The sequence below is a fragment of the Halostagnicola sp. A56 genome, assembly GCF_000691505.1.
In the GTDB taxonomy this organism is placed as follows: Archaea; Halobacteriota; Halobacteria; order Halobacteriales; family Natrialbaceae; genus Halostagnicola.
In genome coordinates this window covers 41,777-67,821 of the sequence record NZ_JMIP02000018.1, presented here as the reverse complement: position 1 = coordinate 67,821, position 26,045 = coordinate 41,777, and the positions used below count along the sequence as shown (strand labels likewise).

At 61.6% G+C, this 26,045-nt stretch carries 25 protein-coding genes, 1 tRNA gene and 2 pseudogenes; 13 read left to right on the top strand and 15 right to left on the bottom strand.

Features of this window, described 5'->3' with window-relative positions; genetic code table 11:
* The first annotated feature begins 117 nt into the window (after positions 1 to 117).
* Positions 118 to 1,260 (top strand): DUF4397 domain-containing protein, encoded by a 1,143-nt coding sequence (locus tag EL22_RS19145; protein ID WP_050051333.1) that lies wholly within the window; start codon positions 118 to 120, stop codon positions 1,258 to 1,260.
* An 86-nt stretch (positions 1,261 to 1,346) separates the two neighbouring features.
* Here the strand turns inward: EL22_RS19145 and EL22_RS09825 are convergent, their stop codons facing one another.
* Positions 1,347 to 1,622, bottom strand: a complete 276-nt coding sequence (locus EL22_RS09825; protein WP_050051332.1) for a PadR family transcriptional regulator — start codon at positions 1,620 to 1,622, stop codon at positions 1,347 to 1,349.
* 178 nt (positions 1,623 to 1,800) lie between these two features.
* On the opposite strand from EL22_RS09825, the gene EL22_RS09820 reads away from it, so the two are divergent.
* From EL22_RS09820 to EL22_RS09810, 3 genes are all read left to right on the top strand, one after another.
* Entirely contained in the window at positions 1,801 to 2,361 is a 561-nt protein-coding gene (locus EL22_RS09820) for an NUDIX hydrolase (RefSeq protein ID WP_050051331.1), read from the top strand.
* Between the two features lie 108 nt (positions 2,362 to 2,469).
* Positions 2,470 to 3,954, top strand: a complete 1,485-nt coding sequence (gene tgtA, locus EL22_RS09815) for a tRNA guanosine(15) transglycosylase TgtA (protein ID WP_050051330.1) — start codon at positions 2,470 to 2,472, stop codon at positions 3,952 to 3,954.
* A 105-nt stretch (positions 3,955 to 4,059) separates the two neighbouring features.
* The gene (locus tag EL22_RS09810) at positions 4,060 to 4,416 is read left to right on the top strand and encodes a TRAM domain-containing protein (protein WP_050051329.1); all 357 of its coding nucleotides are present in this window, start codon (positions 4,060 to 4,062) and stop codon (positions 4,414 to 4,416) included.
* A gap of 165 nt (positions 4,417 to 4,581) precedes the next feature.
* On the opposite strand, the pseudogene EL22_RS09805 reads toward EL22_RS09810, so the two are convergent.
* Positions 4,582 to 5,091, bottom strand: a pseudogene (locus EL22_RS09805) (coiled-coil protein); the annotation flags it as partial.
* A 172-nt stretch (positions 5,092 to 5,263) separates the two neighbouring features.
* On the opposite strand from EL22_RS09805, the gene EL22_RS09800 reads away from it, so the two are divergent.
* From EL22_RS09800 to EL22_RS09780, 5 genes and pseudogenes are all read left to right on the top strand, one after another.
* Positions 5,264 to 6,175 (top strand): ABC transporter ATP-binding protein, encoded by a 912-nt coding sequence (locus EL22_RS09800; protein ID WP_050051328.1) that lies wholly within the window; start codon positions 5,264 to 5,266, stop codon positions 6,173 to 6,175.
* Between the two features lie 61 nt (positions 6,176 to 6,236).
* Positions 6,237 to 7,666: pseudogene (sufB, locus tag EL22_RS09795) on the top strand (Fe-S cluster assembly protein SufB).
* A 2-nt stretch (positions 7,667 to 7,668) separates the two neighbouring features.
* Positions 7,669 to 8,880, top strand: a complete 1,212-nt coding sequence (gene sufD, locus EL22_RS09790) for a Fe-S cluster assembly protein SufD (RefSeq protein WP_050051327.1) — start codon at positions 7,669 to 7,671, stop codon at positions 8,878 to 8,880.
* 144 nt (positions 8,881 to 9,024) lie between these two features.
* Positions 9,025 to 9,519: a rubrerythrin gene (locus tag EL22_RS09785; RefSeq protein WP_050051326.1), complete on the top strand. Its 495-nt coding sequence runs from the start codon at positions 9,025 to 9,027 to the stop codon at positions 9,517 to 9,519.
* A gap of 76 nt (positions 9,520 to 9,595) precedes the next feature.
* Entirely contained in the window at positions 9,596 to 10,024 is a 429-nt protein-coding gene (locus tag EL22_RS09780) for a metal-dependent transcriptional regulator (RefSeq protein ID WP_050051325.1), read from the top strand.
* A 20-nt stretch (positions 10,025 to 10,044) separates the two neighbouring features.
* Here EL22_RS09780 and EL22_RS09775 read toward each other — a convergent pair whose 3' ends face one another.
* The 4 genes from EL22_RS09775 to EL22_RS09760 form a co-directional block, all read right to left on the bottom strand.
* Complete coding sequence (locus EL22_RS09775) at positions 10,045 to 10,272, bottom strand: hypothetical protein (RefSeq protein ID WP_050051324.1); 228 nt, start codon at positions 10,270 to 10,272, stop codon at positions 10,045 to 10,047.
* Positions 10,269 to 12,266, bottom strand: a complete 1,998-nt coding sequence (locus EL22_RS09770; RefSeq protein WP_082146747.1) for a phosphatidylserine/phosphatidylglycerophosphate/cardiolipin synthase family protein — start codon at positions 12,264 to 12,266, stop codon at positions 10,269 to 10,271. Before EL22_RS09770 ends, EL22_RS09775 begins: the two co-directional genes overlap by 4 nt.
* 134 nt (positions 12,267 to 12,400) lie before the next feature.
* Positions 12,401 to 13,870: a HEAT repeat domain-containing protein gene (locus EL22_RS09765; RefSeq protein ID WP_050051323.1), complete on the bottom strand. Its 1,470-nt coding sequence runs from the start codon at positions 13,868 to 13,870 to the stop codon at positions 12,401 to 12,403.
* A gap of 149 nt (positions 13,871 to 14,019) precedes the next feature.
* A complete protein-coding gene (locus EL22_RS09760) occupies positions 14,020 to 14,775 on the bottom strand; it encodes a protein sorting system archaetidylserine synthase (protein ID WP_050051322.1) in 756 nt (251 codons plus the stop codon).
* 120 nt (positions 14,776 to 14,895) lie between these two features.
* Here EL22_RS09760 and EL22_RS09755 point away from each other — a divergent pair, with 120 nt between their 5' ends.
* Positions 14,896 to 15,339 (top strand): plastocyanin/azurin family copper-binding protein, encoded by a 444-nt coding sequence (locus tag EL22_RS09755; protein ID WP_050051357.1) that lies wholly within the window; start codon positions 14,896 to 14,898, stop codon positions 15,337 to 15,339.
* A 65-nt stretch (positions 15,340 to 15,404) separates the two neighbouring features.
* Here EL22_RS09755 and EL22_RS09750 read toward each other — a convergent pair whose 3' ends face one another.
* The 4 genes from EL22_RS09750 to EL22_RS09735 are packed head-to-tail and all read right to left on the bottom strand — an operon-like array spanning position 15,405 to position 18,086.
* On the bottom strand, positions 15,405 to 16,046 hold the full coding sequence (locus tag EL22_RS09750; RefSeq protein WP_050051321.1) for a 30S ribosomal protein S3ae: 642 nt from the start codon (positions 16,044 to 16,046) through the stop codon (positions 15,405 to 15,407).
* On the bottom strand, positions 16,043 to 16,351 hold the full coding sequence (locus EL22_RS09745) for a KEOPS complex subunit Pcc1 (RefSeq protein WP_050051320.1): 309 nt from the start codon (positions 16,349 to 16,351) through the stop codon (positions 16,043 to 16,045). The genes EL22_RS09750 and EL22_RS09745 overlap by 4 nt, the downstream gene beginning before the upstream one ends.
* Before the next feature lie 19 nt (positions 16,352 to 16,370).
* Positions 16,371 to 17,612: a hypothetical protein gene (locus EL22_RS09740; protein WP_050051319.1), complete on the bottom strand. Its 1,242-nt coding sequence runs from the start codon at positions 17,610 to 17,612 to the stop codon at positions 16,371 to 16,373.
* 6 nt (positions 17,613 to 17,618) lie between these two features.
* The gene (locus EL22_RS09735; protein WP_050051318.1) at positions 17,619 to 18,086 is read right to left on the bottom strand and encodes a 30S ribosomal protein S15; all 468 of its coding nucleotides are present in this window, start codon (positions 18,084 to 18,086) and stop codon (positions 17,619 to 17,621) included.
* Between the two features lie 311 nt (positions 18,087 to 18,397).
* On the opposite strand from EL22_RS09735, the gene EL22_RS09730 reads away from it, so the two are divergent.
* Positions 18,398 to 18,469, top strand: a tRNA-Ala gene (locus EL22_RS09730).
* Between the two features lie 114 nt (positions 18,470 to 18,583).
* On the opposite strand, the gene EL22_RS09725 is transcribed toward EL22_RS09730, so the two are convergent.
* Genes EL22_RS09725 through EL22_RS17175 form a run of 4 tightly spaced genes read right to left on the bottom strand, consistent with a single transcriptional unit; the run spans position 18,584 to position 21,115 of the window.
* Positions 18,584 to 19,591 carry a site-specific integrase gene (locus EL22_RS09725; RefSeq protein ID WP_050051317.1) on the bottom strand — a complete coding sequence of 336 codons (1,008 nt, stop codon included), beginning with the start codon at positions 19,589 to 19,591 and terminating at the stop codon, positions 18,584 to 18,586.
* Positions 19,588 to 20,355, bottom strand: coding sequence for a DNA cytosine methyltransferase (locus EL22_RS09720; protein WP_082146746.1), 768 nt, complete (start codon positions 20,353 to 20,355; stop codon positions 19,588 to 19,590). The genes EL22_RS09725 and EL22_RS09720 overlap by 4 nt, the downstream gene beginning before the upstream one ends.
* A complete protein-coding gene (locus tag EL22_RS17180) occupies positions 20,352 to 20,522 on the bottom strand; it encodes a hypothetical protein (protein ID WP_156184095.1) in 171 nt (56 codons plus the stop codon). The genes EL22_RS09720 and EL22_RS17180 overlap by 4 nt, the downstream gene beginning before the upstream one ends.
* Positions 20,519 to 21,115, bottom strand: coding sequence for a hypothetical protein (locus tag EL22_RS17175; RefSeq protein ID WP_156184094.1), 597 nt, complete (start codon positions 21,113 to 21,115; stop codon positions 20,519 to 20,521). The genes EL22_RS17180 and EL22_RS17175 overlap by 4 nt, the downstream gene beginning before the upstream one ends.
* Positions 21,116 to 21,324: 209 nt before the next feature.
* Between EL22_RS17175 and EL22_RS18460 the strand changes: the two genes are divergently transcribed.
* Entirely contained in the window at positions 21,325 to 21,636 is a 312-nt protein-coding gene (locus EL22_RS18460; protein WP_050051315.1) for a winged helix-turn-helix domain-containing protein, read from the top strand.
* Between the two features lie 963 nt (positions 21,637 to 22,599).
* Here the strand turns inward: EL22_RS18460 and EL22_RS09705 are convergent.
* Entirely contained in the window at positions 22,600 to 23,502 is a 903-nt protein-coding gene (locus EL22_RS09705) for a twin-arginine translocase subunit TatC (RefSeq protein ID WP_050051314.1), read from the bottom strand.
* A 175-nt stretch (positions 23,503 to 23,677) separates the two neighbouring features.
* Between EL22_RS09705 and EL22_RS09700 the strand changes: the two genes are divergently transcribed.
* Entirely contained in the window at positions 23,678 to 26,014 is a 2,337-nt protein-coding gene (locus EL22_RS09700; protein ID WP_050051313.1) for a twin-arginine translocase subunit TatC, read from the top strand.
* Positions 26,015 to 26,045 lie beyond the last annotated feature (31 nt).

The following is a 26,045-nucleotide window of genomic DNA, read 5'->3' as shown; positions in this document are numbered from 1 at the left end:
GCGAATCCGGCGCTCGTCAGTCTCGGCCTACGCGAGATTCACCGGGGAAAGGTCGGGACAATTTCGGCAACTGTCTGGTTCCCTTTTGGCCCGCCCGTTCCCACTATCCGGCGCATTATGACGACAACACGACGCGCGACGATGGCGGCTATCGGTGCACTGGGAGCGGGAGCGACACTGACCGGATCGGCGCTTGCAGTGGGCGAACACGAAGACGACGAGCGGTCGCAAGAAGAGACCGACGAGGAGGTTCCGGACGCGGTCGCGGCGGTCCGGGTCGCCCACTTCTCGCCGGACGCGCCGGCCGTCGACATCTACGTCGACGGCGAGCGAGTCCTCCAGTCGATTTCGTACGACGAGGTATCGCCGTATCTCGAGATCGAACCTGGAGAGGCGGAGCTAACGATCACTGCGGCCGGCGATTCGGAGGCAGTCGTCTTCGAGGACAGCGTCTACTTCGGACGCGCGTTCTACACGGTCGCGGCAGTCGGTGAGCTCGAAGCCGATACGTTCAGTCCGCTGATTCTCACTGACGCCGGCTCGTCGCTCGTTCGACTCGTCCACGCGTCGCCGGACGCGCCGGCCGTCGACGTCGTCGGGAACGACGGCGCGATGGAGCTCTTCGAGAACGTTTCGTTTGGCACGGCGACGAATTACGTCGCGCTTCCGGCCGGTAGTTACGCACTCGACGTTCTCCCCGCGGCGGGCGGGAGCGGCGAACCGGACGCCGGTGGGGAAGCACCCGATTACGACTCCATTGAGGGGGGTGACACGGGTGATGACGGGACGGACACGAGCTGGAACGAATCCACGGATGACAACGAGACGGCGACTGCTGGCAATGAGACGGCGACTGCTGGCAATGAGACCGCGGCAGAAACAGACACCGGCGAAACCGATGGCGATGATACTACGATGGAGACGGGCGACGGTTCCAGTCAGACCGATGACGCGGTCGCCAGTCTCGAGGTCACACTCGAGCAGGGCGGCGCCTACACCGTGGCTGCGATCGGGTATCTCGAGGCCGCAGACGACGAGCCGGAGTTCGACGTGACGGTGCTCGAGGACGGACCGATGGCGGTCCTCTCCGAGGCCGAAGAAAGCGGGTCTTCGGACGACGCTGGCGCGAGCGACGAGACCGGTGTCGAGTCCGGTGCTGGCACAGACTCCACTGATGGGACGACAGCCGCGGAGAGTGAGACGACTGGCAACGAGACGACGGCTGATAACGAAACGACAGCCACAGAGTCGGGCTACTAACGCCCCTCAGCGAGCGGCGGTCACTGGACCGTATCGAGCGCTATCGATCGTATTCAGATGAGTGGAAAGTCGCGACACGCTGGCGATCAGGCGTCGACGTACCGTTCTATCCACTCCTGTCGCTGCTCGAGAATGCGCCGCCCCTTCGGGGTCAACGCGTAGTAGTTCGTCCGACGGTCGATCTCTCCCTTCTCGACGAGTTCGAACTCGACGAGCGTATCGAGATTCGGGTACAGCCGACCGTGTGTCACTGGCTGATCGATGTACCTGTTGATGTCGTCGAGAATGTCCTGACCGGACGGCCGGTCCATTCCCGCAATGACGTACAACAGATCGCGTTGGAATCCTGTAAGCTGGTCCATGGATCACCCTCTGAATATCGACAGTGACTCGTCTACGGCTTTGTTATAGAGCGTGTACGCCCCGGAGAGAGTGTTTCGTTCGGTTGGCGTCTCTTCGCGCACCATTTGGGCCGTGCTCGAGAACCGTCCTAGAGTCGTCGTCGCTGTCTTTTTCCACTCGACCAGCCTATCGGCCGATATGACGGACGACTCGCTCTCGTGGGAGACCAAAGACAGCGCGGTAGCCTACTCCTGTCCGGGATTCGATATCGTTAACGAGACCGTTCAGCTTCCCGACGGGACCGAAACCGAGTTCGATTACCTCACCGAGCCGCCGAGTGTCTGCATCCTCCCACTAACGCCAGCCGACGAGGTCGTCTGCATCGAAGAGTGGCGACAGGCCGTCTCCCGAGTCAACTACGGGCTCCCCGCCGGTGGGACCGAACCCGGCGATGACGACCTGGAGGCGGCCGCTCGACGGGAACTCCGCGAGGAGACGGGCTACGAAGCCGATCGAGTCGAGTCGCTCGTGAGCGTCGAGCCGGCGAACGGCTTCACCGACGCGGTCGTCAACTTCTTTGTCGCTCACGGCTGTCGGCCGACGGCGGCTCAACGACTCGACCACGACGAAAGCATTCGTGTCGCGACGACATCGCTCGAGGAATTAACCGACGCCGTCGCCGACGGTGCAATCTGCGACGGTCGCGTCGTGCTCGCACTCTCGTACTACCGGCTCTTCGCGGACGACCGCGAGGACTGAGCCGGTTCGATCGACTGCTGTCGGTGGAGGCCGGTCGAACTGGATTCGTGCCCTGCATCCTGGGGCTGGAACGGAACGTTTACCGCTTCGCTCGCAAAGAGACGGTAGATGCGCGAGTGCTTCGAACTTCGGAACAGCGACGCGGGAGGACGGATCGGCGAACTCACGGTTCCTCGAGCCGGCGTCACCGTCGAAACGCCGGCGCTGCTCCCGGTGATCAATCCGAATCTGGATACGATCTCTCCCCGTCGACTCGCCGAGGAGTTCGGCGCGGAGATACTCATCACGAACTCTTATATCATCTACAACACCGACGACGTTCGAGAACGAGCGCTCTCGGAGGGCCTTCACGATATGTTCGAGTTCCCAGGCGCGATCATGACCGACTCGGGCTCGTTCCAGCTCTCGGAGTACGGCGAGATCACGGTCACGACCGAGGAGATCCTCGAGTTTCAGGCCGACATCGGCTCCGATATCGGGACGCCCGTCGACATTCCGACCCCGCCGGACGTCTCCCGCGAGCGCGCAGCCGAAGAACTCGAGACGACCAAAGAGCGCCTCGAGGTTGCAGACGGCGTCGACGTCGGCGACATGCTGATCAACGCGCCCGTCCAGGGGTCGACGCATCCGGATCTCCGTGAAGCGGCTGCCCGGCACGCCGACTCGACGGACCTCGACGTCTTCCCCGTCGGCGCGGTCGTCCCGCTCATGAACGAGTACCGCTACGACGACATGATCGACGTCGTCGCCGCCGCCAAACGCGGTCTGGGCGCCGACGCGCCGGTTCACCTCTTCGGAGCCGGTCACCCGATGATGTTCGCGCTCGCGGTTGCGATGGGCTGTGACCTGTTCGACTCCGCGGCCTACGCCCTCTACGCCCGCGACGACCGGTATCTCACCGTCCGCGGGACCCAGCACCTCGAGGAGATCGAGTACTTCCCGTGTTCGTGTCCGGTCTGTTCGTCCCGCGACCCGGCGGACGTACGCGAACTTCCGGACCGGGAACGAGAGGAGACGCTGGCCGCCCACAACCTCCACGTAACCTTCGGGGAGATCCGCCGGATCAAACAGGCCATCAGAGCGGGGAACCTCCTCGAGCTCGTCGAACAGCGCGCTCGCGCCCATCCGACGATGCTCGACGGCTACCGGACGCTTCTGGATCACGCCGACCAGCTCGAGGCGACCGATCCCGTCTCGAAGGGAGCCTTTTTCTACACCTCTCACGAGAGCGCTCGGCGGCCGGAAGTACTGCGCCACCGACAACGACTCGAGCGCCTCTCGGTTCCCGACTCGGTGTTTCTCACCGAAGGCGACGGTGACGGGCCCGAAAAATATGAGGCTGCCTGGCGCGTCAAGCCACCCTTCGGCCCGTTTCCGCGGGCGCTTTCGAAGAGCTATCCGCTCACCGCGGAAGTGCCAACGCGCGTCGACCGCGGCGCGCTCGAGGCCGCCGCGGCGGGTGTCACTCGACTGGTCGAGTCCAGCCCGAACAGCGAGTTCGGATTGGGGCATCTGGACTGGCCAGCGGGGGTGCTCGAGGCGCTCCCCGAGTCCGTTGAGACGATCGATCTGACGGAGTCCCATCGGTCCTAATCGTCGCTTTGCCAGACCCTCATTGGTCCGCTCTCGTCGTCGACTGCCTCGACGAGCCACGTCCGATCAGAACAGCAAAGGGGTGGTAGCTCACTTCGTTTTGGTATGATCGTTCCAGTATCGCTCGCACTCGGCGTCATCGTCGTTCTCGTCGTCGGATCGTGGTTGATCAAGCGGTTCCGGGGTCCCTCGAGCGACCGGCAGGACTCGCTCGAGAGCCATAAGGAGGCCCAAGAGCGCGAGCCGCCGGTCGATATCGGCGACGAACGAACGGTCGGCGTCGAGGAGTTTACCGAGCACCACTCGGGCGAGCGTCAGGCGGTAACCAAAGTCGAGGGGTTCGTCGTCTTCGTCGAAGACCTCCCGTCGGATGTCGACGTCGCGGACGCGATCGAGATCAAGATTACCTCGTTCAACCGCGGCCACACGTCGGCGACGGCAACGTGTTTGGGTCGGGCGTAGTCGGGTTCTCGAGGAGTCGGCGACGCGACGCGTTCTCTGGCTCGAGCAAATTAAAGTACCAGTCTCCGAATCGGCATCCAATAACGCCACAGCTATCACGCTCTCGAACTGGCGCGAAAAAGACAAATCGAGCGTCGAAAAACGAAACGCGGGAAGGCGACGTCCTTAGAGCAGGCCGGTCTTCTGGAGTTTCATCAGGTCCTCGGTGTCGAGGGTCTCTCCTTCCTTGAACTTCTGGTAGATCTCCTCGGCTTCCTCCTTGGCCTCCTCCTTTTTCTTGTCCCGCTGGGACTTGCGCTCTTTTTCCTCTTTCTTGTCGAGTTCGCGCAGACGCTTCTGGACGCGGACGAAGTCCTCGTGGTGCTGGTCGGCCGCTTCCTGAGCCTCGACGAAGGACTCGTGCATCTCGTCGGCTTCGTCACGGATGTCGTCGGCCTCGCGATAGGCCTCGATCATCTCGTTGTGGTGCTCCTGGGCCTTGTCCGCGAGTTCGGTGACCTTCTGGTGGTGCTGGGAAGCCTCCGATCGGACTTCTTCTGCTTCCTCGACGAGTTCCTCGAGGTCGTCGTTTTGGTCGAGTTTGTCCTTTCGCTCTGCGTACTCCTCGCGTTTTCCCTCGATCTTCTCAATGAGTTCCTGTTCTTCCTCACTCGAGAGGACTTCGGTCTGCTGTTTCCCGCCTGTGCCCGGAGAACCACTTTGTGCTGGCCGAATCCGTCGGTCGCCGTCGCCTCGCGGAGTTTCTCTTTCAAAAAATTATCTTCCGGAATCGGAACCGTATCCAATTAGATACCAAACCCTTATCACTCACACGACCCACCGTTCGAACGACAGAGGTATTCGTACTATGGCACGCTTAGAGCTTCAAAATCTGCATGCAGAAGTGGCAGAAGGCGACGAACAGATCCTGCGCGGCGTCGACCTCGAGGTCGAGTCGGGCGAGATCCACGCACTGATGGGACCGAACGGCTCCGGGAAGTCGACCACCGCGAAAGTCATCGCTGGTCACCCGGCCTACGAGGTCACGGAAGGGAAAGTCCTCCTCCACCTCGAGGAAGACGAGTTCGGCGACGAGTTCGAGATTCCCGAGGACAAACGCACGTGGAACATCCTCGACCTCGAGCCCAACGAACGCGCGGCCCTCGGCATCTTCCTCGCGTTCCAGTACCCGGCCGAGATCGAAGGCGTCACGATGACCAACTTCCTCCGGACGGCGCTCAACGCGAAACTCGAGGAGCGCGAGGAACTCTTCGAGGAAGGCGACGACGAAGACGAGGCCGAGGAAGAAGACGAGGGATTCGAGTCCTCGCCGATGGAGGGACCCGCCGACGACGGCGAGATCGGCGTCGCCGAGTTCCAAGAGATTCTCGCGGAGAAGATGGAGGAACTGGACATGGACGAGCAGTTCGCCCAGCGCTATCTCAACGCTGGCTTCTCCGGCGGCGAGAAGAAACAGAACGAGGTGCTGCAGGCCGCGATCCTCGAGCCCTCGGTCGCCGTCCTCGACGAGATCGACTCCGGGCTCGACATCGATCGACTGCAGGACGTCTCGAAGGGCATCAACACGCTTCGCGACGAGCAGGGAACGGGCGTCCTCCAGATCACTCACTACCAGCGTATCCTCGACTACGTCGAACCCGACACGGTCCACATCATGCTCGACGGCAAAGTCGTCAAGAGCGGCGACGCCTCGCTGGCAGCCGAACTCGAGGACAAGGGCTACGACTGGGTCCGCGAAGAGGTCTACGAGACGGCGTAACCGAATCCAGCTAGAACAACGGTAATAACGCTACAGCCGTAAACACGAATACATACAACTCATGAGTTCCGAACAAGATCACCTCAAGGAGACCGACACCGAAGCGCGCTTCGAGTTCAAAAAGGAAGAGCGCTCGGCCGTCAAGTCCGACGCAGGCCTCACCGAAGAAGTCGTCCGACTGATCAGTGAGGACAAAGACGAACCGGACTGGATGCTCGAGCGACGGCTCCGCGCGCTACAGCAGTATCACGCGATGCCGATGCCGACGGACTGGCCGGGTCAGCCGGACCTGACCGAACTCGACATCGAAGAGATCGTTCCGTACATCCGCCCCGACGTCGACAAACGCGAGGGCGTCGACGACTGGACGGAGCTTCCGGACGAGATCAAAGACACGTTCGACAAGCTCGGTATTCCGGAAGCCGAGAAGAACGCGCTCTCGGGCGTCGGCGCGCAGTACGAGTCCGAGGTCGTCTACCAGAACATGCAAGACCAGTGGGAGGAGAAAGGCGTGGTCTTCATGAACATGGATCGCGCCGTCAAAGAGCACCCGGAGCTCGTCAAGGAGTACTTCATGACGAGCTGCGTGCCCCCGAGCGACAACAAGTTCGCGGCGCTTCACGGCGCCGTCTGGTCCGGCGGTTCGTTCGTCTACGTCCCAGAAGACGTCACCGTCGAGATGCCCGTCCAGGCGTACTTCCGCATGAACTCGGAAGGGATGGGCCAGTTCGAGCACACGCTCATCGTCGCCGAAGAGGGCTCGGAAGTCCACTACATCGAGGGCTGTTCCGCGCCGAAGTACGGCACGCACAACCTCCACTCGGGCTGTGTCGAGGTCTTCGTCGAAGACGACGCCCACGTGCAGTACTCGACCGTGCAGAACTGGTCGAAGAACACGTTCAACCTGAACACCAAACGCGCCATCGTCGAGGAAAACGGCACGATGGAGTGGGTGTCGGGCAGCATGGGATCGAAAGCGACCATGCTCTACCCGTGTACCATTCTCAAGGGCCGCGGCGCGACGGACACCCACATCACCATCGCCTTCGCCGGCGAGGGACAGAACATCGACACCGGCGCGAAGGTCTATCACAACGCACCGAACACGAGTTCGACGATCGAATCGAAGTCGATCTCGAAAGACGGCGGCCGCACCAACTACCGCGGGCTCGTCCACATCGCCGACGGCGCCGAGAACTCGAGTACGGCAGTCGAGTGTGACGCCTGATGTTCGACAACGAATCGACCTCCGATACCATGCCGTACATGGAGATCGAGGAGTCGAAGGTCGACGTCGCCCACGAAGCGACGGTCGGGAAGATCGGCGACGAGGACATCTTCTACCTCCAATCGCGCGGATTGGACGACGACGACGCGAAGAAGATGATCGTCGCCGGCTTCATCGAGCCGATCACCGAAGAGCTCCCGATCGAATACGCAGTCGAACTGAACCGTCTGATCGAACTCGAGATGGAGGGAAGCCTCGGATAGACATGAGCACGCAGGTACACGCCAATCTGACGGACGAACAGGTACGCGAGATCAGCGATCGGCTCGACGAGCCCGACTGGCTCCTAGAGACCCGTCTCGAGGCGCTCGAGGCACTCGAGGACCTGGGGATGCCCGACGTGATCCGAACGCCGGGACAGAACTGGACCAACCTCTCCGAACTGGATTTCGAGTCGCTGGTCGATCCGCTCGACGCGGCCGAAAACAAAGACCAGGTCGGCCCCGACGGCGTCGAGGTCCTCTCGTGGGTCGAGGCCGTCGACGAGCACGAGTCGTTGCTCGAGGAGCACTTCGGGTCTATCGTCGATCCCCAGGAGAACTACCTCACGGCGCTCTCGACGGCGCTTTTCTCCACGGGAACGGTCATCTACGTCCCCGAAGGCGTCAACGCCGAGGACGTGACGATCAAGACCGAGATGAACTCCCGGTCGCTGTTTAACTACACGCTCGTCGTCACCGAGGAATCCTCGTCGGTGACGATCCAAGAGCGCCAGTCGACCGGCACCGAGCTGGAAGACGAGCAGTACTACAGCGGCATCGTCGAAGTCGCCGCGGCCGAAAACAGCTACGTGCAGTACGGCTCGCTCCAGAACCTCTCCGAGGAGACGTACAACTTCACTGCCAAACGCGGCGACGCCGACACCTACGCCACGATCAACTGGATCGAGGGCAACGTCGGTTCGAAGCTGACCAAGACGGAGGTCTCGACCGAACTCAACGGTGACAGCTCCGAGAGCCAGATCGTCGGCGCGTTCTACGGTCACAACGACCAGCACTTCGATCTGGACTTCAAGGTCTGGCACCGCGCCGAGCACACGACGGCAGATCTCGTCACCCGCGGGGTCACCGACGACGTCGCACGATCGGTCTACGAGGGCGTCCAGGACGTCGGCGACGCCGCCTGGGATACGAGCTCCTACCAGCGAGAGAACACGCTCATGCTCTCCGACGAGAGCGAAGCCGACGCCTCGCCGAAGCTCATCATCAACAACCACGACACGGAAGCCTCCCACAGCGCCACCGTCGGGCAGGTCGATCAGGAGGACCTCCTGTATATGACCTCTCGAGGCGTCACGCCGGAGGCGGCTCGCAACATGCTCGTCGAGGGCTTCTTCGTCCCCGTTCTCGAGGAAGTCGCCGTCGACGAACTCCGAACGGACTTCGAGTCGCTCGTCAACACGCGTCTGCGAAACTAACGCCACCGACGATTTCTTCGCGGTCGATCACGCCTTTCAATCGAGGGGCGGCGGCCAATCACCGTTCGGGAGGTGATCCGTCTATCCAAACGCCCACCGCCGAAAAAACGGGAAGTTAAGTAACACGACCACCCACAGACGTGTATGAGCCTGGGACAGCGTGTCTCGACAGACCACCAACTGACCCGCCTTCTCCAGATCGGCGTGGTCCTAGAGGAAGTCGTCGAGTCGCGTGCTGCCCACCACCTCGAGTCACTTCCCGCCGAGGCGCGAGCGGAGATCGACAGAGAGGTCAGGGAGCTACTTACGGATGCAACGGAAGAGTCGGCCGATCACCGCGATCGGCTCGAAGCACTGATAGACGACCTCGAGGCGGAAACGGTCGGATACGAGGAGATCAATCAGCTTGTCGACGCCCAGTACGGCCCGCCCGAGGATACCGACGGCGTGTTGTACGACCAACTCTGCAACGAGGAAACGGCCTACAAGTTCTACGACGACCTCATCGAGGCCATCGAGGCCTCCGATTCGACGTTCGCCGTCGACCGGGATCGAGTTCTCGAGACCCTCCGAGAGATCCGCGCGGAAGAAAAAGAGGGCGTCGAGGAAGTCACAGAAATTATGGAGCGACGGGCATGATCGGGATACGCACCACTCACGAGCGCCAGACGAGTCGGACCGATCGACGACCAAGACACCACATGAAGGGTTGGCGATGAACACAGCAGATCAATATCTCAAGGCGATCTATCTCGCACAGCGGATGGAGGAGGGACCGGCCTCGACGGGCACGCTCGCGGACCTCCTCGGCGTGAGTCCGGCGAGTGTCAACGAAATGGTCGGGAAACTCCAGGACAAAGACCTCGTCGATCACGAAAAGTACAAAGGCGCGAGTCTCACGGACGAGGGTCTCGAACGCGCCCACGAGGCGCTCCAGACCTACTGCATTATCGAGCGATTCCTCGCGAACGTCCTCGAGGTCGACGAGTTCCGCGACGAAGCCCGCGCGCTCGAGAGCGTCATCGACGATACGGTCGCCGACAGACTCGATACGATCATCGACCGCCCGGAGCAGTGTCCGGACTGTTTCGACCCCGAAGCCGACTGCTGTAGCCTGCTCGAGGTTTGCGGGCCAGCGAACTAATCTTTTAGCACGACCGAGTCCTACTCGATCAGTTCGTCGTATCGGATCCGTTCGATGCGGTACGAACCACAGTCCGGACAGTACTGTCGATTCAGTCTGAACCGGCGATCGCAGTTTCCACAGTGGTACACTCGGTCCTGACTCTCGAATCGTCGCGAGCCGACGAACCGACCGGCCCACGTGAACCATCCCGTGAACCGGCCGCCGTACGTGATCAGTTCCCACAGCTTTTCGATACTCGATCTCATTCGTCGGACCGGCGACGTTCGACGTCACGAGCGATCGAGTGAACCGTTTCTGTCGTGTCCGGGTCGGGAGAGTCGTCCTCGAGCGGCGGGGGTTCGACCGGACTCGAGCCCTCGTCGTACTCGAGGCGATCCCGACGAACACCGTCGGTCATCGGACGCCGTGACTCGCCAAACGAGATGTATCGCCGGCCGAGTGCTGCGGCCGCGAGGAGGGCGAGCGCGACGACGGCAGCGAGCCCGATCGGAAGCGACCACGTCCCGCCGTTCCAGTCGGCATCGAAGACCGCCTCGTAATACGCGGCCGGTTCCTCGCCGTGGATTGCGAGGACGACCTCGCGGTTGTTTCGAAGCGAGTTGTCATTCCAGTTGAGGCTTCCCACGATCGTCGTCTCGCCATCGATTATGACTCCCTTGGCGTGTATCTTCTCGAACCTGTTTTTCGGTTCGACGAGCGCAACCTCGAGCGGGAGGTCTTCCGCTGCCGCCGTCTCCTCGAGGACCGATTTCACTCTAGCGTTGTCCTCCTCGACGTACCACGACGAATCGAGCAGAATGCGGACCTCGACGCCGCGGCGTGCCGCATCGAACGTTTCCTCGACGAGCGACACGTCGGGCCCGCCGATACTCGCCTGTTTGATGAGAATTTCGTCCTCGGCGGACGCGAGGAGTTCGCGAAGTCTCGGCTCGGCGTTGTCGGGGGCGAGCAAGAGTTCCGCGCTCTCGATGTCGACTGATTCGGGCGGGTGGTTCGACGGGAAATCGGTCGGGGTCTGGACCTGATCTGCTGTGTCGCTGAACGACGCGTCCTCGAGATAGCTCGTTCCGGACTCGGTATCGGGCCCGCTGAAGTCGGCGTCGAACACGGTCTCGAGGTCCGTTGCGAGCGCCGCGTTCTCGAGAGAAACGCCCCAGCCGCGACTCGACTCGCCGCCGACACCGGACGGTTGCCAGTTTTCGGTCGTGACGAGCACCGTATCGTCGGCGATCGCGTACTTTGGATGGTGGTAGCGATAGCGTGCGTTCTCCCCGCCGGTCATCCGAACGTCGACGCCGCCGTCTTCGAGAGTTGCGAGGGGTGCTTCAGTCGCAGCCGACGCGCCGCCGACGGGACCGGACTCGAGTAGCACGTCGACCTCGACGCCGCGTTCGCTCGCCGCGACGAGTTCCGAGGCGACCGCCTCGGACGTGAACGTGTACCCAGCCAGTGAGAGGTTCTCCTCTGCGTTTCGGATCGTCTCCAGCGGAACCTCCGGACTATCGGGGAGGACGAACGTCGTCGCGTTCTCCGCGGCGACGCGCGTCGACGGAAGACAGGTCGCGCCCTTGGGCCACCATCGGCCGGTCGCGTCCCCACTCGAGGGTGCGCTCGCGCCCGAGTTCGACTGCTTGCCCGATTCGCTCGTCCGTTCGCTTCGGTACCACCGTTCGCCGACCGGTGCATCCTCGTAACTGACCGCGTCGATTCGGTCGGAGCCGTTTCGGATCTCGAGGCGATCCCCATCCGTCGCGAGGCGGAGATGGCCCTCGAGCTCGAGAGTTGGTTCGTCCGTGAGCGACGCCGTTTCGTTGGGATCGACCGTGACGGCGACCGCGCCCGAGACGGTTTCGTTCGGAAACGACGCGGTCGTGTGACCGTCCGTGACCGTCCAGTTCTCGAGCGAGGTCTCCGGCGGCGTCTCGAGGACGAAAAACTCGCCGACGTTCTCCGGCGTCGTCGGATTCGGATACAGTTCGACGATCCGGGACTCGGATGCGTTGCGGTGGCCGTCGTCCGACCGCGCGGCGACCGGACACGCGAGCGTCTGGGCAGCGGATCCGCCTCCCGGCGTGCTCTTCAATGCTGTGGAAAGTACCGTCCGTTCACTCGAGGCGGATTCGCCGGGAGCGGCCGATCGCACGTCGGTGCTCGGGGGCGCGTCGACGAACCCGACGGCACACGCGCTGGCGACGAGTCCGCAGACGAGAACCGCAACGAGGAGGACCCTAGCACGCATTGGGCGGTCTGGCCGCGTCTCGGTATGTAAACCCTCGGCCGTCGAGGACGGCGATATCCTGTGAAAATACCGTCTCCGAATTGCCGCACGAACAGAAATCCCCCTACGCAACAGAACCCTACCCACTCACCTACCTACGCGGCGGGTTCGAGATTCGCCTTCTCGGCTTCAGCCTGTACGAGATACGCGCGGTCGTCGGCTGCGCCCGCGGCCACCTCGAGGGCGCGTTCGGTTCCGATCTGGGTGAGCGCCCAGACGGCGCTCGCACGCACCGTGTCTTCGTCGTCCTCGTCGATCCGCTCGGCGAGCGGCTCGATCGCGCGGGTATCGCCGATCAGTCCCAGCGCGCGGGCGGCGGAGCTTCGAACGACCGATTCGTCGGCGACCAACTGGTTCGCGATCGGCTGCACCGCGTCTTCGCTGCCGACTTCGCCGAGCGCTCGCATCGCGGGGCGTTGCAGTTGCGGGTTCGAATCGACGTACTCGAGGAGCGTCTCGACGACGTCCTCGTCGTCGTTGCCGATCTTGCCGAGGATCGACATCGCGGTCGTATCCCGACGGTTCGCACGCTGGAGCATCGGTTCGGTCGCCTCCTCGGGACCCATCCGCTCTAAGGACTCGAGGCAGTGTTCTTCCATGAAGTCCGAGCCCAGCGACTCGAGTGCGAGCAGGACCATGTCGGTGTTGCCGCGTTTCTCGTGAACTTTCAGCGCGTGCCACTCCGGCGGGAAGTCCTTGACGTGATCGAGGACGTCGTAGAACCCCTCGCGTCGGAGCTGTTCGCGCACCTGCAGGTTCTCCCAGGCCGTCGCGTCGTCGACGCCGGACTGTAACGCGTCGGTGATCTCGAGCAGCGAGGCGATATCCTCGTCGTCCTCGTCGGGATCCAGTTCCGCGGCCTCGATTTCTTCTTCGAGGCGTTCGAGCGCCTCCACCAGTGCGTCGAGCAGGGAGTCATCCGCTGGAATCGAAATCGACGTTCCAAGCACGGCGTTGCTGTCCTCGAGTGCCTCCTCGACCGCTTCTCGCAGTTCTTCCTCGCCCTCTTCGGTCCAACGGGTGCTCTCGATGTCCCCTTTGGCGCTACCGACTTCGTCGATGACATCCGTCGCGTACGGCCCTCGCTGGTCGTCGACATCGGACTGGATGTCGTCGACCTCGTCCTCGAGATCCTCGATTTCTCCCTCGAGATCGTCGAGTGTCTCCTCGAGCGCCTCCTGTTCGGCCTCGAGTTCCTCGATCGGTCCGTCGGGAGCGTCGTCTTCCCCATCGCCCGCTTCCTCCTCGTCTTCGTCCTCGTCCGTTTCGGGTTCCGGAAGCTCGATCTCGTCGAACTCTTCGCGGACGGCGTCAAACTCCTCGCGAACGTCCTCGAGATCCGATCGAACCGGCTCGAGTTCCGCTTCGACGTCGTCGAGGTCGTCTTCGGTCTCGGCGGCCTCGAAGGTATCGTGGACCGGTTCGATCTCGTCTCGAATCGGGTCCAGGTCGTCGCGGATGGGCTCGAGGTCGGCTTCGATCGACGCGAACTCCTCGCGGATATCGTCGGCGCGCTCCTCGAGATCCCGTGTCTGCTCGGAGTCGGGAGCGTCCTCGTCGCTCATCCCACCACCCGGCGAGGTGCCGCCGCTTGTCTCCTGACTGCGTTCATACGAAGGTATCGTGTCAGGACGCTCCTAAGCGTTTCCATGCAGAGCGTCTGGACGAATCCGTCCAGTTCGAAAAACAGGTGGGTAGACGTAAGCGGGTCCGGTCAGACGTTTCTGTGCATCTCCGCACCCTCGGGCTCCTCGGCGTCGGCCGGATCGGCGTGGGTATCCTCGCGCCAGTAAAACCACGGACTGAGCGTCATGTACGCGATTCCGAGCGTGAGAAGGGCGTAGGGAAACGTTCGGCCGGCAAAGCCCGGAATGAGGATCGCGAGCGCGTGGACGACGCCCATGATGAGGGTATCCCGAACCAGCAGGTCCGGGTACTGGATCCGCGAGACCATGAGATAACAGAACAGGCCGGTAATCGTCAGTACGAGCCACGGCTCGGCGGCCGGTTTGTGCGCCAGGATTGCAGATCCGATGATCGTCGCGGCGAGCGTCGTCTGAATCCCTTCCGTGTAATTGGTCGCCGTATCGTAGGCAGTGTACATCCCGAGTCTCGCGATGGCCATCGCGACGAACAGCGCACAGACGCCGGTCACGACGAGCAACTCGAGCGATATCGTCTCGAACCCGATACCGAACCCGTCCGTGACGACGACGAACGCGAGAACGGCGGGGGCGATACCGAAGGAGGCGACGTCGGCCAGCGAGTCGAGATACGGTCCCGCTTTGGTTCCGCCGTACCGGCGAGCGAGGATGCCGTCGAGTCCGTCAGCGATCGCAGCAAAGAGGATGAGTCGAGCGGCGAGATCGATGTCGACGAACGCGATGACGACCGCGAGAAAGCCCAGCGCTCCGTTCGCGATCGTCACTGCGTCGGCGGCGCCGAGCCGACCGACGAACCGGGGAAGCATACTCCGGCATTCGATGGGCAGTTACCTTACGTGTTTTCGTTTTTCGACGGCCACACTTCGAGAAACGACGAGTGGGAATCGAACCGGGGGCTTATATTCGGTCTCTCCCAACCCCCGTCTATGAACCGCCGTGCCTATCTCGCGTCCCTGGGAACGGTCTCGACAGTCGGGGTCGCGGGTTGTTCAACGGTCACCGGAACGCTCAGAGGCGAGCCTTGTAGCGGGAACGACTGCGACATTGGGATGACTCGGACCGAGTTCGTCCCCGAAACGTACGAGATCTCCGTCGGCGATACTGTCGTCTGGAAGAACACGAGCGAAGCGATCCACACGGTTACTGCGTATGACTCCTCGCTTTTCGAGGACGAGGGAGCGGAGTATTTCTCGACGGGCGACTACGACGACTTCGAAACGGCACACGAGGAGTTCTGGAACGAGAACAACGGCGCACTCCACACTCGAGAAACGTTCGAACACACCTTCGAGGTCCCCGGAACGTACAACTACGCCTGCTTGCCGCACGAAGAGGGCGGTATGATTGGCGTTATCGAAGTCACTGAATAAGCCGTATTTCGCGTCGAAAAAACGACTTCCAACCGATACTCGAATCGAATCGCGCCAGTTCGAGTTTAGTCGTCCGTCGCGACGTCTTCTTCGTCGACGTTGACGGCCGTCGCCTGCTCTTCTGCGACTTCTTCCGGATGTGCCTCGAGGGTCGTCTTCTGGATCTCGACCCGGCGAAGCGGGTAGATCGGCTTCGCTTCGCCGTAGATCGCAGAGGAGAGACGGCCTTCGACGACGCCGTCGATCAGGTCCTCGAAGGTTCGCTCCTGAGCCGCTTCCTCGACCATCTCGACCATCTTCTCGCGGATGGCCTTCTCCTGGCTCGCGTCGGCTTTCTTCGTCGTGAACGCGACCGGCTGGATCTGAACGCGGTAGTCGTCCGTCGTCAGGACGGTGACGTAGGCCTCGATCTTCGAGGCACCGCGTCGAACCAGCGAGCGCAGGTAATCCCGCGTCAGCGAGTGTTCGACGAAGTCCGTGTAGGCGCTGTCGCTGCCCACGTCGGTGATCTTGAACGTGAGCTTCGTGTTGTTTTCGCTGGCGCTGTTTGTCAGGTCGCCGAGCGTCGTTTCGATGGTCCGTCCGTAGACCTTGTCCGGTTCGTCTGCGGGTGTCTCACCGAGCACTTCCCGGTCGAACTGCGCCGGGGCGTGGACGGTGTACCACCGCTTTTCTTGTTTCGCGCGTGAAACTGATCGTTCACTCATTGTGTGTTAGGTTCGTGGTTCGTGTCGGATCTCGCCGCGGTCGAGACGCCGCGTCCGTCCGCGCTCGAGTTTGCATCCGACGGGTTGGGTGTCTGTCTGTCGATACTGCAGGCGACGTCGAGGTTGACGACGTAATCGTCGACCGTCGATTGTAACCCGCCTGTCGTCTCGCGTTCGATCCGCGTGACGAGCGTTCGAGCGCCCTCGATGGTCGTCTCCATCTCCTCGGTGTTATCGGGCTCGAGCGCCCGGGCGAGGAGCTCCGGATCGTCATGTGTCGTCCGAATCGTCGCGTGTCTCGTCATCGGTGCCCACCTGCGATCGTCATAGGTTCCCTCGTACTGCCGAGATGATCGTCGAATCGTCCACGTCGGGGTCGTAGGTCAGGTAGCCCCGGCGACGACCCACGTCGTAGCCGCACTCGACTCCGTCGTCGTCGAGATCCCGTGCGACCGCCTCGAGCGTCGACCCGAGGGTGCGGTCCTCGCGCGTCGAGATCCCGGCCTCGCCGTCGCCGACCGCGAGGACAGTCGGCTCCGGCGACCGGTAGGCTGTCGCGAGCCGAGCGACGGTTTCGACGGGACCGTCGTCGACATCGACGACGAAGACGCCGTCGTAGCGGCCGGTCGATCCGGACTCGAGCGCGTCGTGGGCGCTGCGACCGTGTTCCCGCCACGCCTCGAGCGCCGGTTTGCGCGCGTCGTGGCCGATCGCCAGCGCGATACCGGTTCCCGGCTCGACGCGCGCGGTCGCCTCGAGGACGTCGGCGTAGCCGCCGATGGTCTCGAAGCTGCGATCGGGGCGAGTCTGCCGAGTCGATTCGGGTGCGTCGTCCGAACCGACGGGTCGCACGTACGGACTCAGCGCTCGCGTGACCGAGTGCGATGCGCTGTCGACGGCGTTCGGTGCGCCGACGGCGTCGATCGCGACGAGCGAGCTGATTTTTCGGTGCGTCTCCCGCTCCAGCGTGGCCGACTTGGCGTCGGTCCCTGCGTCGGGAACGAGGTCCGAAACCGCATCACGAGTCGCCTTGCGGTCGCCGGACCACGGAGCGAGCACGCGGGTCGAGTGAGCGAGCCCGTCGATTGGGTCCGCGATCGGCACCGAAACGCCCGGTCGTTGTTCGAGCAGATTCCGCTCGAGGGCGTCCGTGAGAAGCCACTCGGTTTCGCCAGCGCCGGGTTCGACGCCGGCGGCGACGACGCCCGCGAGCGCGAGCACCGGGTTCGGCGTCGAACCCAGTTCTCGCACGAGATCGCAGGCCTCGAGGGTAGCCGGCCGGTCCGCCGAACCGAGTCGCGTCGCATCGCCGTCGACCGCGCCGACGACGAGCGTTCGATCGGCTGGGCCCCGCTCCTGGCTCTCCTCGGCGAGGGTCGTTCGCTCGCCGACCGTCCGGACGGCGCTCACCTGATACGGAATCTCCCGCTCGGCGAGCGCGTCCACGACCACCCCGCAGGCGGCGAACGCGTCGCCGGCCGGTCGCGTGACCAGCCGGACGAAGCTCGCGCTCTCGAGGTCGGCGGTGGCGGTTGCGGCGTCGATCGAACGACCCTCGGTGGACATGACGGGTTACTCCTCGAGCAGCGTCTTCGCGACGTCGTAGGAGTAGGTGAACTCGGGCTCGATTTCCTTCCCACGGTAGTAATCGACCAGTCGGCGCACCTTCGATTCGGTGTTCTGCAGCGCGCGCTTGTTCTGGTAGTCCTGTGGGTTCTCCTGGACGTGCTCGCGCAGGCGGATCGCGCGTTGCATTAGGCTTCGGAGGTCCTCTGGGAGTTCGGACTTCGCGTCGTTTTCCTCGAGAATCTCGGTGAGCTTCTTGCCGGTCGCCAGCTTGACGTCCGGAATCGGCGTGCCGGTGACGCCTTCGTCACGCAGCTTGATGCCGATCTGGCTCGGGTCGTGGCCCTGTTCTGCGAGTTCGACGACTCGCTGTTCGATCTGCTCTGAGTCGACGTCGCTCCACTCCGGTGGTTCGTCTGCCGCGGGCTTGTCCGATCCGGACGAGCCTCGGCGGCGCGTATGCATTCGTGCCATTGTTGAGGATAGGAAACGCACTGACCGCCGCAGATGTCCGGCTCTCGCCGGGTTGCACTTCCGCAATCTCGAGTCGCCCAAAGAGAGCGGGCGACGGGGTCAGATTTGCGGCCGTGCGGTTCCCACTGGTACCTATTCGGTCAGCGACTAAAGCGTTTCTACCTCCGATCGCGTGCGCTGTGTTCGTCGGTCTGGGTGCTGTGTCGGGAGCGTACTCGAGGGTTGGGGCCGTCTCGAGTGTGGGCCGTCGCGCGGTTCCGTCTAATTCGAGGGGTTTATCTATGCCCACCGGAAATCCGTATGTACGACGAGGGCTCGTAGATCAGTGGTAGATCACTCCCTTGGCATGGGAGAGGCCCCGGGTTCAAATCCCGGCGAGTCCATACGTAATTAAGTGTTTCAGGCCCTCTACCGCCTGAGTTCCGTTCCCTCGGACTTTTTCGATGCATCTCTTCGTAGGAGTGCTAACTCCGCGTTTCGTGTGGGTCATTTTCCTTTTAAAGATCGGTGATGAAGTCGCGTCGCTGTTCCATCTTTTCGCGGTCTGTTCGTCGGTCGTAGTGTCGCTCGAGGATATCTGAGGAAACGTCACAGCGATCACTGACGATCTCCTCGGGGATGTCCTCGCGAAGTTGGTAGGTAATCGAACCTCGCCGAATCGTGTGCGGTGAGAGGCTACTCGGACACTCTGAATAGTGACCGTAGACTCGAGCCTCGCAGTCGTCCGGGTCGCGATCGTGCGGACAGTCCTTGTAGAGACAAGGCTGTGTCAGTCGATACACCTCCGACCGAATCTGACCGGAACTAAGCCGCCCTCGGTCACTCGTTACGAGTGGTTCGCGTCCGTACTCGTCGACGACATCGTGCCGGTGAAATCGAATGTACTCGTCGATCACGTCGGTATAGTAGTCGTCCAACGCGAGGGGGCGCTCAGCGGGCCCTTGATTCTTCAGTGGCGTCTCGGATTCAGGACGATGGCGTAGCCAAACGCACTGTTCGTCCGGTTCGTAGTCGTCGAGATCGATCGCTCGAAGACCGCCGAGACGGATTCCCGTGTGCCAGAGAATCGCGACGATAACGTGACTCCGACTCGCGCGGCTGTACCGCTCGAGGTAACTCAGTAGCATTTGGGAACGATCTTCGTCGAGCATCACGTCTCGAGCTTCGTCGGCTCGGTCGACATCGGGAAGCTTCACGCGTTCGCGCATTCCCGGCTCGACGGCGTCGATCGACGCGCAGAACTCGAGGAACACGCGCAGTGTTGCGAGCTGGCCGCGAAGGGTGACGACATTGACGTCTTTCTGTCGCCAGACGCGGTATCGGTGAAGATCGCGCCCGGAGAGGTCGTTGAGGTTGTCGATCCCAACCTCGTTACACCACTCCACGAACGCGTTGAGTCGATACTCGTGGTTCTGGAGCGTCTTTGCGCTCACCTCGAGTTCGCGGTGGGCTACGTAGAGGTCGACGGCCTCCTGAGGTGAGAGCGGCTCGAGATCGTCGCTCATCGGTTCTCACCTGTTCGGTCAGTGTTCGCATCTACTGACCGGGCGTTTCCCCCATCTACGACTGCTGATAGAGTCTGCTGTTCTTGCCGCCCCTCAACGGCCTGAAGGATGCTCTCAGACAGTTCATATGGGACCTTTGCCCTCTCCGCTGGGTCACGCGGATATGGATCTTCCGTATTCGCACAGCCGCCGTGCGTGTTCGACTTGTGGCAGTCGTCGGCGTAGCCGCACCACCGATACTCGAAGCCCTGCGGATGGTTGCCCCACAAGTCGGTTGGTTTCATCACGTCCTTTCCGTACTGGCAGTAGCTCACCGTGCCAGCCGGCTGACCGAGGATCCAACGCATCCGACCAACCGGGTTTTCGAGGAACCAGTAGTCGGGCGCGATTGCCTTGATGAGCCCAACAACATGGTGCGTGAGCGTGATGTGCTTCCGAGTCTTCGGATGGTCTGGTTCCTTCGTCCCCGGGATCCAGTACTTCTCGACTGGGCACGCCTTTGAGAAGGTCGTGCATGGTGGACTGGCGAGGACGACGTCGGCGGCTGGCAGATCTGCCGGCCGGAGGTCAAGCACGTCAGCGCAGATATCGGAGTCAAACTCCTCCTCTATATCAACGGTGACAACTCGCCAGTTCTCGGCGTCCTCAAAGGCAGACGAGAAGCCCCCCAGACCGGCACAGAGATCGAGACTAATTCGCTCTGTATCGCTCACAGATTGACCGCCTACTTCCCTATCTTGGGCCCTCGATTCGGTCTCAGTCATTCGACTACCTCACTGAGCAGTAGGTATTTGGCGTTCGTCGCGTCGTAGACCGCCCGAAAGGTGCTGTCGTCGAGTTCATCCGCGAGCGCATCGAACGCACCATCTGGATCGGTTTGGTTTGAAAACTGAATCTCGCCCTCGAGCCAGAACTTCTGCGGTTTGCTCATGGCTCACCACCAGAGTTTGGAACGCCGCCGTCAGTGAGCAGCTTCGCGTCTTGGCCTGTGTTCTGGTACTGCTCCTCGAGTTTGTCCGCGCAGTCGTGACAAACGTAGCCGTCCGGCGTGACGACCTCTTTCCACCCGTCGCACTGGGGCGTGTCACAGGTGTAGAGGTTGGAACCGCCATCGGTGAGGGTCACGGTGGTCTCACCGCAAGTTCCACACACCGAAGCTGTCCGAGAACGGTAGTCGTCGGTTTCGATTCGGTGGTAGGTCTCGCCCTCGCAGACGCGACACTCGCGTTCCTCGTGCTCGATCGAGATGTGGTTCTTCTCGTACTCGTAGAGGGCCATCACACGGCCTTGCTCGAGTACGTCGTCAGAAGTAGCCTCGAGGACGTGCTCCGGAAGTTGCTTCTGTCCGCCACCGTCACAGCGGAGCCGCGCACAGCGGCCACAGACTGCCGCCTCGAGCCGGGCGTCGTATCCGGTTGCCCGAGCGCCGCAGACGCACGTTGCTCGCGTTGCGTCAGAATTATTCGTGGGCGATGCTTCTTGTCGTGCGTGGGGTACAGCCCCCACGGAAGTTCCGAGATTCATTCCTGATCACCGGAGCTACCTTCTGGGCGGCGCTGAGACGCCGCCCGGTCTCACATACCAACAAGAGTCATCTTCACCCGCGTTGGTAGCTCCGTGCTCAGCACAAAGAACCGATATTACATATATGTAACGGTACTCCTAATCAGGATAATAGATTCGTTTAGGTAGAAAACCGAACAAAAAGGTGAGTGTCTCCCTAAGAGAATGTAATGAGAGAATCGGGAACGTGGATGACAATATGGGACGATCGCATCCTCGAGTATCTTCGTGAGAATGAGGGGGCCACAGTAGGCGAACTCACCGATAGTGAGAGTATTCGAGTCTCGAACGCGCATGTTTCTCGCCGATGTAAGAAGCTTGCAGAACACGGATTACTGACGCCTATCGGAAATGGTGCATACGTCATTACGGACGTGGGGAAAGCCTATCTTGATGAGGAGTACGACGCTGAAAATGAAGTTTTCCTTAATCAGGGTAACTCGAACAGTGGTCCGAGCGCCAGTGAAACCTCTGAATCATAATGAGCCGAAAGCCTGCCCGCTGGATGTGTACGCTGGATGAGCGGATCTTAGAACACCTTGCGGAAGATTCCTGGTCGACGCCGCGCCACATGTCTCGAGTAATGAAATTCGACGCTTCGCGTGGGCGGGTCAAAGAGCGGTGTCAAATGCTTTCTCACGCGGGTTTCCTTGCTCCAATTTTTGAGGGCAGTAACATGTACGAGATTACCAGCAACGGACAGGAATACCTCAATGGCCGGCTCGACGCTGAGAATCGGCCTCGGCCCTCTCCCCGGGCTATTCAGGGATAGTCTCAGCGGCTATTCGAAGAACGGATCAATTTTAATTCGAAGGTCTATAGTCCACTTATGGAAGTTGATTTAACTAATCAGTCACAAACCTCTTCTTCGACTTCGACCTTTTGAACAATCGAAACATCCCACTCGCCAGAGTTAATTATTGCTTCATTCTCAAAGGTGATGTAGTACCTACCTTCTTCTGAAGCACTAAACTCCCGTGAGATGTGTTCTTTGGGACCAATATCAGCAATAGTCGCTCCCGATGGATCTTCTATCTCAACAGCAGGCCGTGCTTCGCCGCCAGTTTGTCGGGCAGTGACCTCAAGTGTATGCCCCTCTTCAAGATCAAATCTGTACGAGTCCTCTACACCTGCAGAATAATCTCTCCATTCATCTACGAGAGTCTCTTCCTCTACAGTCGTTTCCGTTCTACAATTTTCTTCGTTGCCACCTCCGATTGCGAGCCCACCATCACCTGAGCTTCCATCTTCTGAACTGGCGTAATATAAGGACAGATATTCCAGTTGTCGGAGGGGATCTATCAGATTCTGTGCGGCGATAGACGCTCACGCCGATCAGTGTCGGAGCAACCGTTCGGACGCGGGAAAACGAACGTCGAAAACCGAACACCGATTCGATCGATGGACTAACTGTGCGAGACGGGACACTCAGTTCGAGCGGGTGACTATCCCCGGCCGGTCCACTTGACGATCAGCAGGGTTCCTTCGAACAGGAGGATCATCGTAATGGCTACGAAGATCGGGGCCATGAATGTCGGATCCATCGTGAACATGAAAGAAAGGCCCGCGAAGGCGGTCCAGAAGTAGAGCCGTTTCTGTGCGAGCCACTGTCGAGTCGTCACCCCCAGCATGATCGCCAGCAGGATAAACAGCGGAATCTGGAACACGATCGCGAGGAAGCCGGTCAGCGTGATGACGAGGTTGAACGTTTCGCCGAGCGCGTACGCGATTTCGGCGCTCCCTTCCGAATAGAAAGTAAAGTACGAGAACAACACCGGCAGGACGATGAGATACGAGAAGATCATGCCGAGCCCGCCGAGGACGACGCTGGTCGGGACGGCGGCGAGATAGTACTTGCGCTCGTTCGGGTACAGCCCCGGTCGCATGAACAGGTAACACTGATAGATCAACATCGGCAACGCGATCATGATCCCCAACAGCGCGGAGAGCTTGATCCGCGTCAGCCACAACTCGAGCGGGCTGTACAGGTGCGGCGGGCGCTCTGCGGCCTGTGGAACGACGTCTGTCCAGATGAACGAGATTCCCTCCGACGCCCAGAGGATTCCGATCGCGGTTCCTGCGGCACCGAACAGAAAGACCACTGCGAGTCGGAGGACCATCTCCTCGATGTGATCCGCGAGCGGCATCTCCTCGTCGTCCGGCGGCGTCGAGATACCGCCGATATCGTCGTCCGGGTCGGGATACTCCTCCTCGCGGTCCGGGGTGTCGCCGACGTACCCCTCGCCGTCCGTTTTGGCTTCCGGCGTCTCGTCGGATGTGGTTGGCAATGGCTCGGTGGAGTGACCTGTGGATCCAGCGTCTGCATCGCCAGCCGAGTCGTCCGACATTCTATGGTGACATAGATCCGCCACTGGTTATAGGCCTTTTTCTTACGAGCATGCGTTGACAGCGAAACCCAGTCGAGATCGGAGCGGCGAGCGGTCGAGAACGACTCGTCCGGTGGGCCGCCGACTTCCGTACTCGAAAGGTTGATAACTGGATGCAAGTTAGCCACTGTCAGCAATGAGTTCTGCGGTCAGCGAAGACACCGCCCGAGCCATCAACACCGGTCGGGAGACGATCGGCGCCGTCCTCTCCAGCGCACAGGATAACCTCCAGCGGGTGTTCATCGTCTTTCTGCTCGGCTTCGTCGGAGCCTTCTACGCGCTTCGGGTCTTCATCTGGGACTTCCTCGAGGAGACGGCTCGGACGGGGATGAACCAGAGCCTCTCCGAGGCGACGAACATCATCACCCGGACGCCGTTCGAAGTGATCCTCCTACAGGCGAAAATCGGGATGATAGTCGGCGTCATCGTCGCGATTCCGGCAATTCTGTACTACTCTCGAGACGCGCTTCGAAAGCGCGGGCTCCGATCGGTCGTTCCCATCTCGCGGTGGTACATGGCCGGGTTCGCGCTGATCGCGTTCGTGCTGTTCTGGTTGGGACTGGCCTACGCGTTCGTGGTCTTCTTCCCGTTTACGTTCGAATTCCTCGCGAGGGTCGCCTTCACGGCGGGCGTCGACCCGAGCTGGGGGATCACGGAATTTACGCAGTTCATGGCGCTGTTGACGATCTCGTTCGGGCTCGCGGCCCAGTTACCGCTCATCATGGGCGTCCTTTCCTACACCGAGATCGTCTCCTACGAAACCTTCCGAAACAAGTGGCGCCACGCCATCGTCATCATCACCGTCTTCGGTGCCGTCTTCTCGCCGCCGGATCCAATCACGCAGATCATGTGGGCGCTCCCGCTGTGTGGCCTGTACGCGTTCAGCCTCGGTCTCGCGAAGATCGTTGCCAACATCCGCCGGCGCGGCGCGGCCGAACTCGATACCGGAACCGGATTCATGAAACGGCGGGTGCTCCAGTTCGGCGGCATCTTGCTCGGCGTCTCCGCGCTGACGGCCGTCTTCGTCAACCGTGATGGCTTCGACCGCCTCGAGGAGTCGGTCTTTCCCCTGCTCCCGTCGGGCCTCGAGCCCGGCGGCACCACCGTCCTCGAGTCGATCGCAATCGAGTACGGAACACTCGGCGACATCGCAGTCGGCTTGCTGGTCGCTCTCGGCGTCGGCCTCGTGATCCTCGTCGGCTACATGATCGCTATCCTGCGGTCCCCGATCTACCCGCGAGAAGGCGACCTTCGCAACGCGACCGACCCCGACGACGTCGACTTCCAGACCCTCGAGACCGAGGACATCGGAAACGTGCCCGCGCAGGTCTTCCGCAAGATGGACGAGGAGCAGGCCCTCGAGATCTCCCGGCAGGCGATGTACGACGACGACAAGGAGAAAGCCGAAACGGTTCTCAGCCGGTTCGACTCGCTGCAGGCCATGCAGGCTGCAGACGACGATGCGACCGCCGAGGGAGCAGACGCGGGCGGGACCGCGAACGCCGTCGCCGAGAATGAGGCCCCCGAAGAAGAGGGTGGCCTCCTCTCGAGTACGGCTGCGGGAATGCTCGACCCGTTCACCGAGGACGAAACGACCGAAGACGACATCGGCGGCTACGCCTACGACCTCGCGTTCATCTTCAACAGCCTCACTTCGAAGGCAATCTACATCGTCGGGCTGTTCATGCTCGTCCTTGGCGCGTCGTTCTTCGCGCTGTATCGGGGCGGGTTCACGGTTATCCTCGCACAGTTCGTCGACCGCGTGCCCGACGACGTCCTAGCGGAGGTCGCAGCGGCCAACGACGCCCAGGTCGCGGGCACCGAATCGACGACGGAGTTGCTTCGTGAGGCCGGCTTCGTCATCGCGCTCGATCCCGTGGAAGTGCTGATCTTCATGATCAAGATCAGTACGATTCTGGCGTTCCTCGCAGTCCTCCCGCTGGTGCTTTACTGGGCCTGGCCGGCCGCTAAAGAGCGCGGACTCGTCAGCGGGAACTCTCGCGTGATACTCGTCTGGAGCGGGCTCTTGCTTGTCGGCTTCACCGTTGGGCTCTTCCTCGGATTCTACTGGATCGCACCCGCGGTGATCTCCTATCTCATCACCGACGCCGTCAACAACGGCATGGAAGTCACCTATCGGATCAACAGCTTCTCCTGGCTCGTGATCTACGCGACGCTGGGCGTCGGCTTCCTCTTTAACATCATCGTCACGATGGCGATGTTCCACGTCGGTGGCATCGTCAACTATCGAACGATGCTCGAGCGATGGCGATCCGTCGTCGTCGGCATCTTCGTGATCGCGGCCGTCGCGAGTCCGAAAGGCATCCTGACGATGCTCGCGCTCGCGACGCCGATCGCGCTCACGTACGTCCTCGGACTCGGCATACTGTACCTCCTCACCGGCGGCGGGCGACTGTTCGGCGGCGGCGGTGGCGGGCGAGCCGACTCCGAAACCGCGGCCGTTCCCGAGTAAGGGCCGCGACGGGACTGCAAGCGCTTTTTTC

What these genes read in the sequence shown, in the direction of transcription:
- EL22_RS19145 (WP_050051333.1), top strand. Translation starts at nt 118, where the DNA reads ATGACGACAACACGACGCGCGACGATGGCGGCTATCGGTGCACTGGGA.
- EL22_RS09825 (WP_050051332.1), bottom strand. Translation starts at nt 1,622, where the DNA reads ATGGACCAGCTTACAGGATTCCAACGCGATCTGTTGTACGTCATTGCG.
- EL22_RS09820 (WP_050051331.1), top strand. Translation starts at nt 1,801, where the DNA reads ATGACGGACGACTCGCTCTCGTGGGAGACCAAAGACAGCGCGGTAGCC.
- tgtA (WP_050051330.1), top strand. Translation starts at nt 2,470, where the DNA reads ATGCGCGAGTGCTTCGAACTTCGGAACAGCGACGCGGGAGGACGGATC.
- EL22_RS09810 (WP_050051329.1), top strand. Translation starts at nt 4,060, where the DNA reads ATGATCGTTCCAGTATCGCTCGCACTCGGCGTCATCGTCGTTCTCGTC.
- EL22_RS09800 (WP_050051328.1), top strand. Translation starts at nt 5,264, where the DNA reads ATGGCACGCTTAGAGCTTCAAAATCTGCATGCAGAAGTGGCAGAAGGC.
- sufD (WP_050051327.1), top strand. Translation starts at nt 7,669, where the DNA reads ATGAGCACGCAGGTACACGCCAATCTGACGGACGAACAGGTACGCGAG.
- EL22_RS09785 (WP_050051326.1), top strand. Translation starts at nt 9,025, where the DNA reads ATGAGCCTGGGACAGCGTGTCTCGACAGACCACCAACTGACCCGCCTT.
- EL22_RS09780 (WP_050051325.1), top strand. Translation starts at nt 9,596, where the DNA reads ATGAACACAGCAGATCAATATCTCAAGGCGATCTATCTCGCACAGCGG.
- EL22_RS09775 (WP_050051324.1), bottom strand. Translation starts at nt 10,272, where the DNA reads ATGAGATCGAGTATCGAAAAGCTGTGGGAACTGATCACGTACGGCGGC.
- EL22_RS09770 (WP_082146747.1), bottom strand. Translation starts at nt 12,266, where the DNA reads ATGCGTGCTAGGGTCCTCCTCGTTGCGGTTCTCGTCTGCGGACTCGTC.
- EL22_RS09765 (WP_050051323.1), bottom strand. Translation starts at nt 13,870, where the DNA reads ATGAGCGACGAGGACGCTCCCGACTCCGAGCAGACACGGGATCTCGAG.
- EL22_RS09760 (WP_050051322.1), bottom strand. Translation starts at nt 14,775, where the DNA reads ATGCTTCCCCGGTTCGTCGGTCGGCTCGGCGCCGCCGACGCAGTGACG.
- EL22_RS09755 (WP_050051357.1), top strand. Translation starts at nt 14,896, where the DNA reads ATGAACCGCCGTGCCTATCTCGCGTCCCTGGGAACGGTCTCGACAGTC.
- EL22_RS09750 (WP_050051321.1), bottom strand. Translation starts at nt 16,046, where the DNA reads ATGAGTGAACGATCAGTTTCACGCGCGAAACAAGAAAAGCGGTGGTAC.
- EL22_RS09745 (WP_050051320.1), bottom strand. Translation starts at nt 16,351, where the DNA reads ATGACGAGACACGCGACGATTCGGACGACACATGACGATCCGGAGCTC.
- EL22_RS09740 (WP_050051319.1), bottom strand. Translation starts at nt 17,612, where the DNA reads ATGTCCACCGAGGGTCGTTCGATCGACGCCGCAACCGCCACCGCCGAC.
- EL22_RS09735 (WP_050051318.1), bottom strand. Translation starts at nt 18,086, where the DNA reads ATGGCACGAATGCATACGCGCCGCCGAGGCTCGTCCGGATCGGACAAG.
- EL22_RS09725 (WP_050051317.1), bottom strand. Translation starts at nt 19,591, where the DNA reads ATGAGCGACGATCTCGAGCCGCTCTCACCTCAGGAGGCCGTCGACCTC.
- EL22_RS09720 (WP_082146746.1), bottom strand. Translation starts at nt 20,355, where the DNA reads ATGACTGAGACCGAATCGAGGGCCCAAGATAGGGAAGTAGGCGGTCAA.
- EL22_RS17180 (WP_156184095.1), bottom strand. Translation starts at nt 20,522, where the DNA reads ATGAGCAAACCGCAGAAGTTCTGGCTCGAGGGCGAGATTCAGTTTTCA.
- EL22_RS17175 (WP_156184094.1), bottom strand. Translation starts at nt 21,115, where the DNA reads ATGAATCTCGGAACTTCCGTGGGGGCTGTACCCCACGCACGACAAGAA.
- EL22_RS18460 (WP_050051315.1), top strand. Translation starts at nt 21,325, where the DNA reads ATGAGAGAATCGGGAACGTGGATGACAATATGGGACGATCGCATCCTC.
- EL22_RS09705 (WP_050051314.1), bottom strand. Translation starts at nt 23,502, where the DNA reads ATGTCGGACGACTCGGCTGGCGATGCAGACGCTGGATCCACAGGTCAC.
- EL22_RS09700 (WP_050051313.1), top strand. Translation starts at nt 23,678, where the DNA reads ATGAGTTCTGCGGTCAGCGAAGACACCGCCCGAGCCATCAACACCGGT.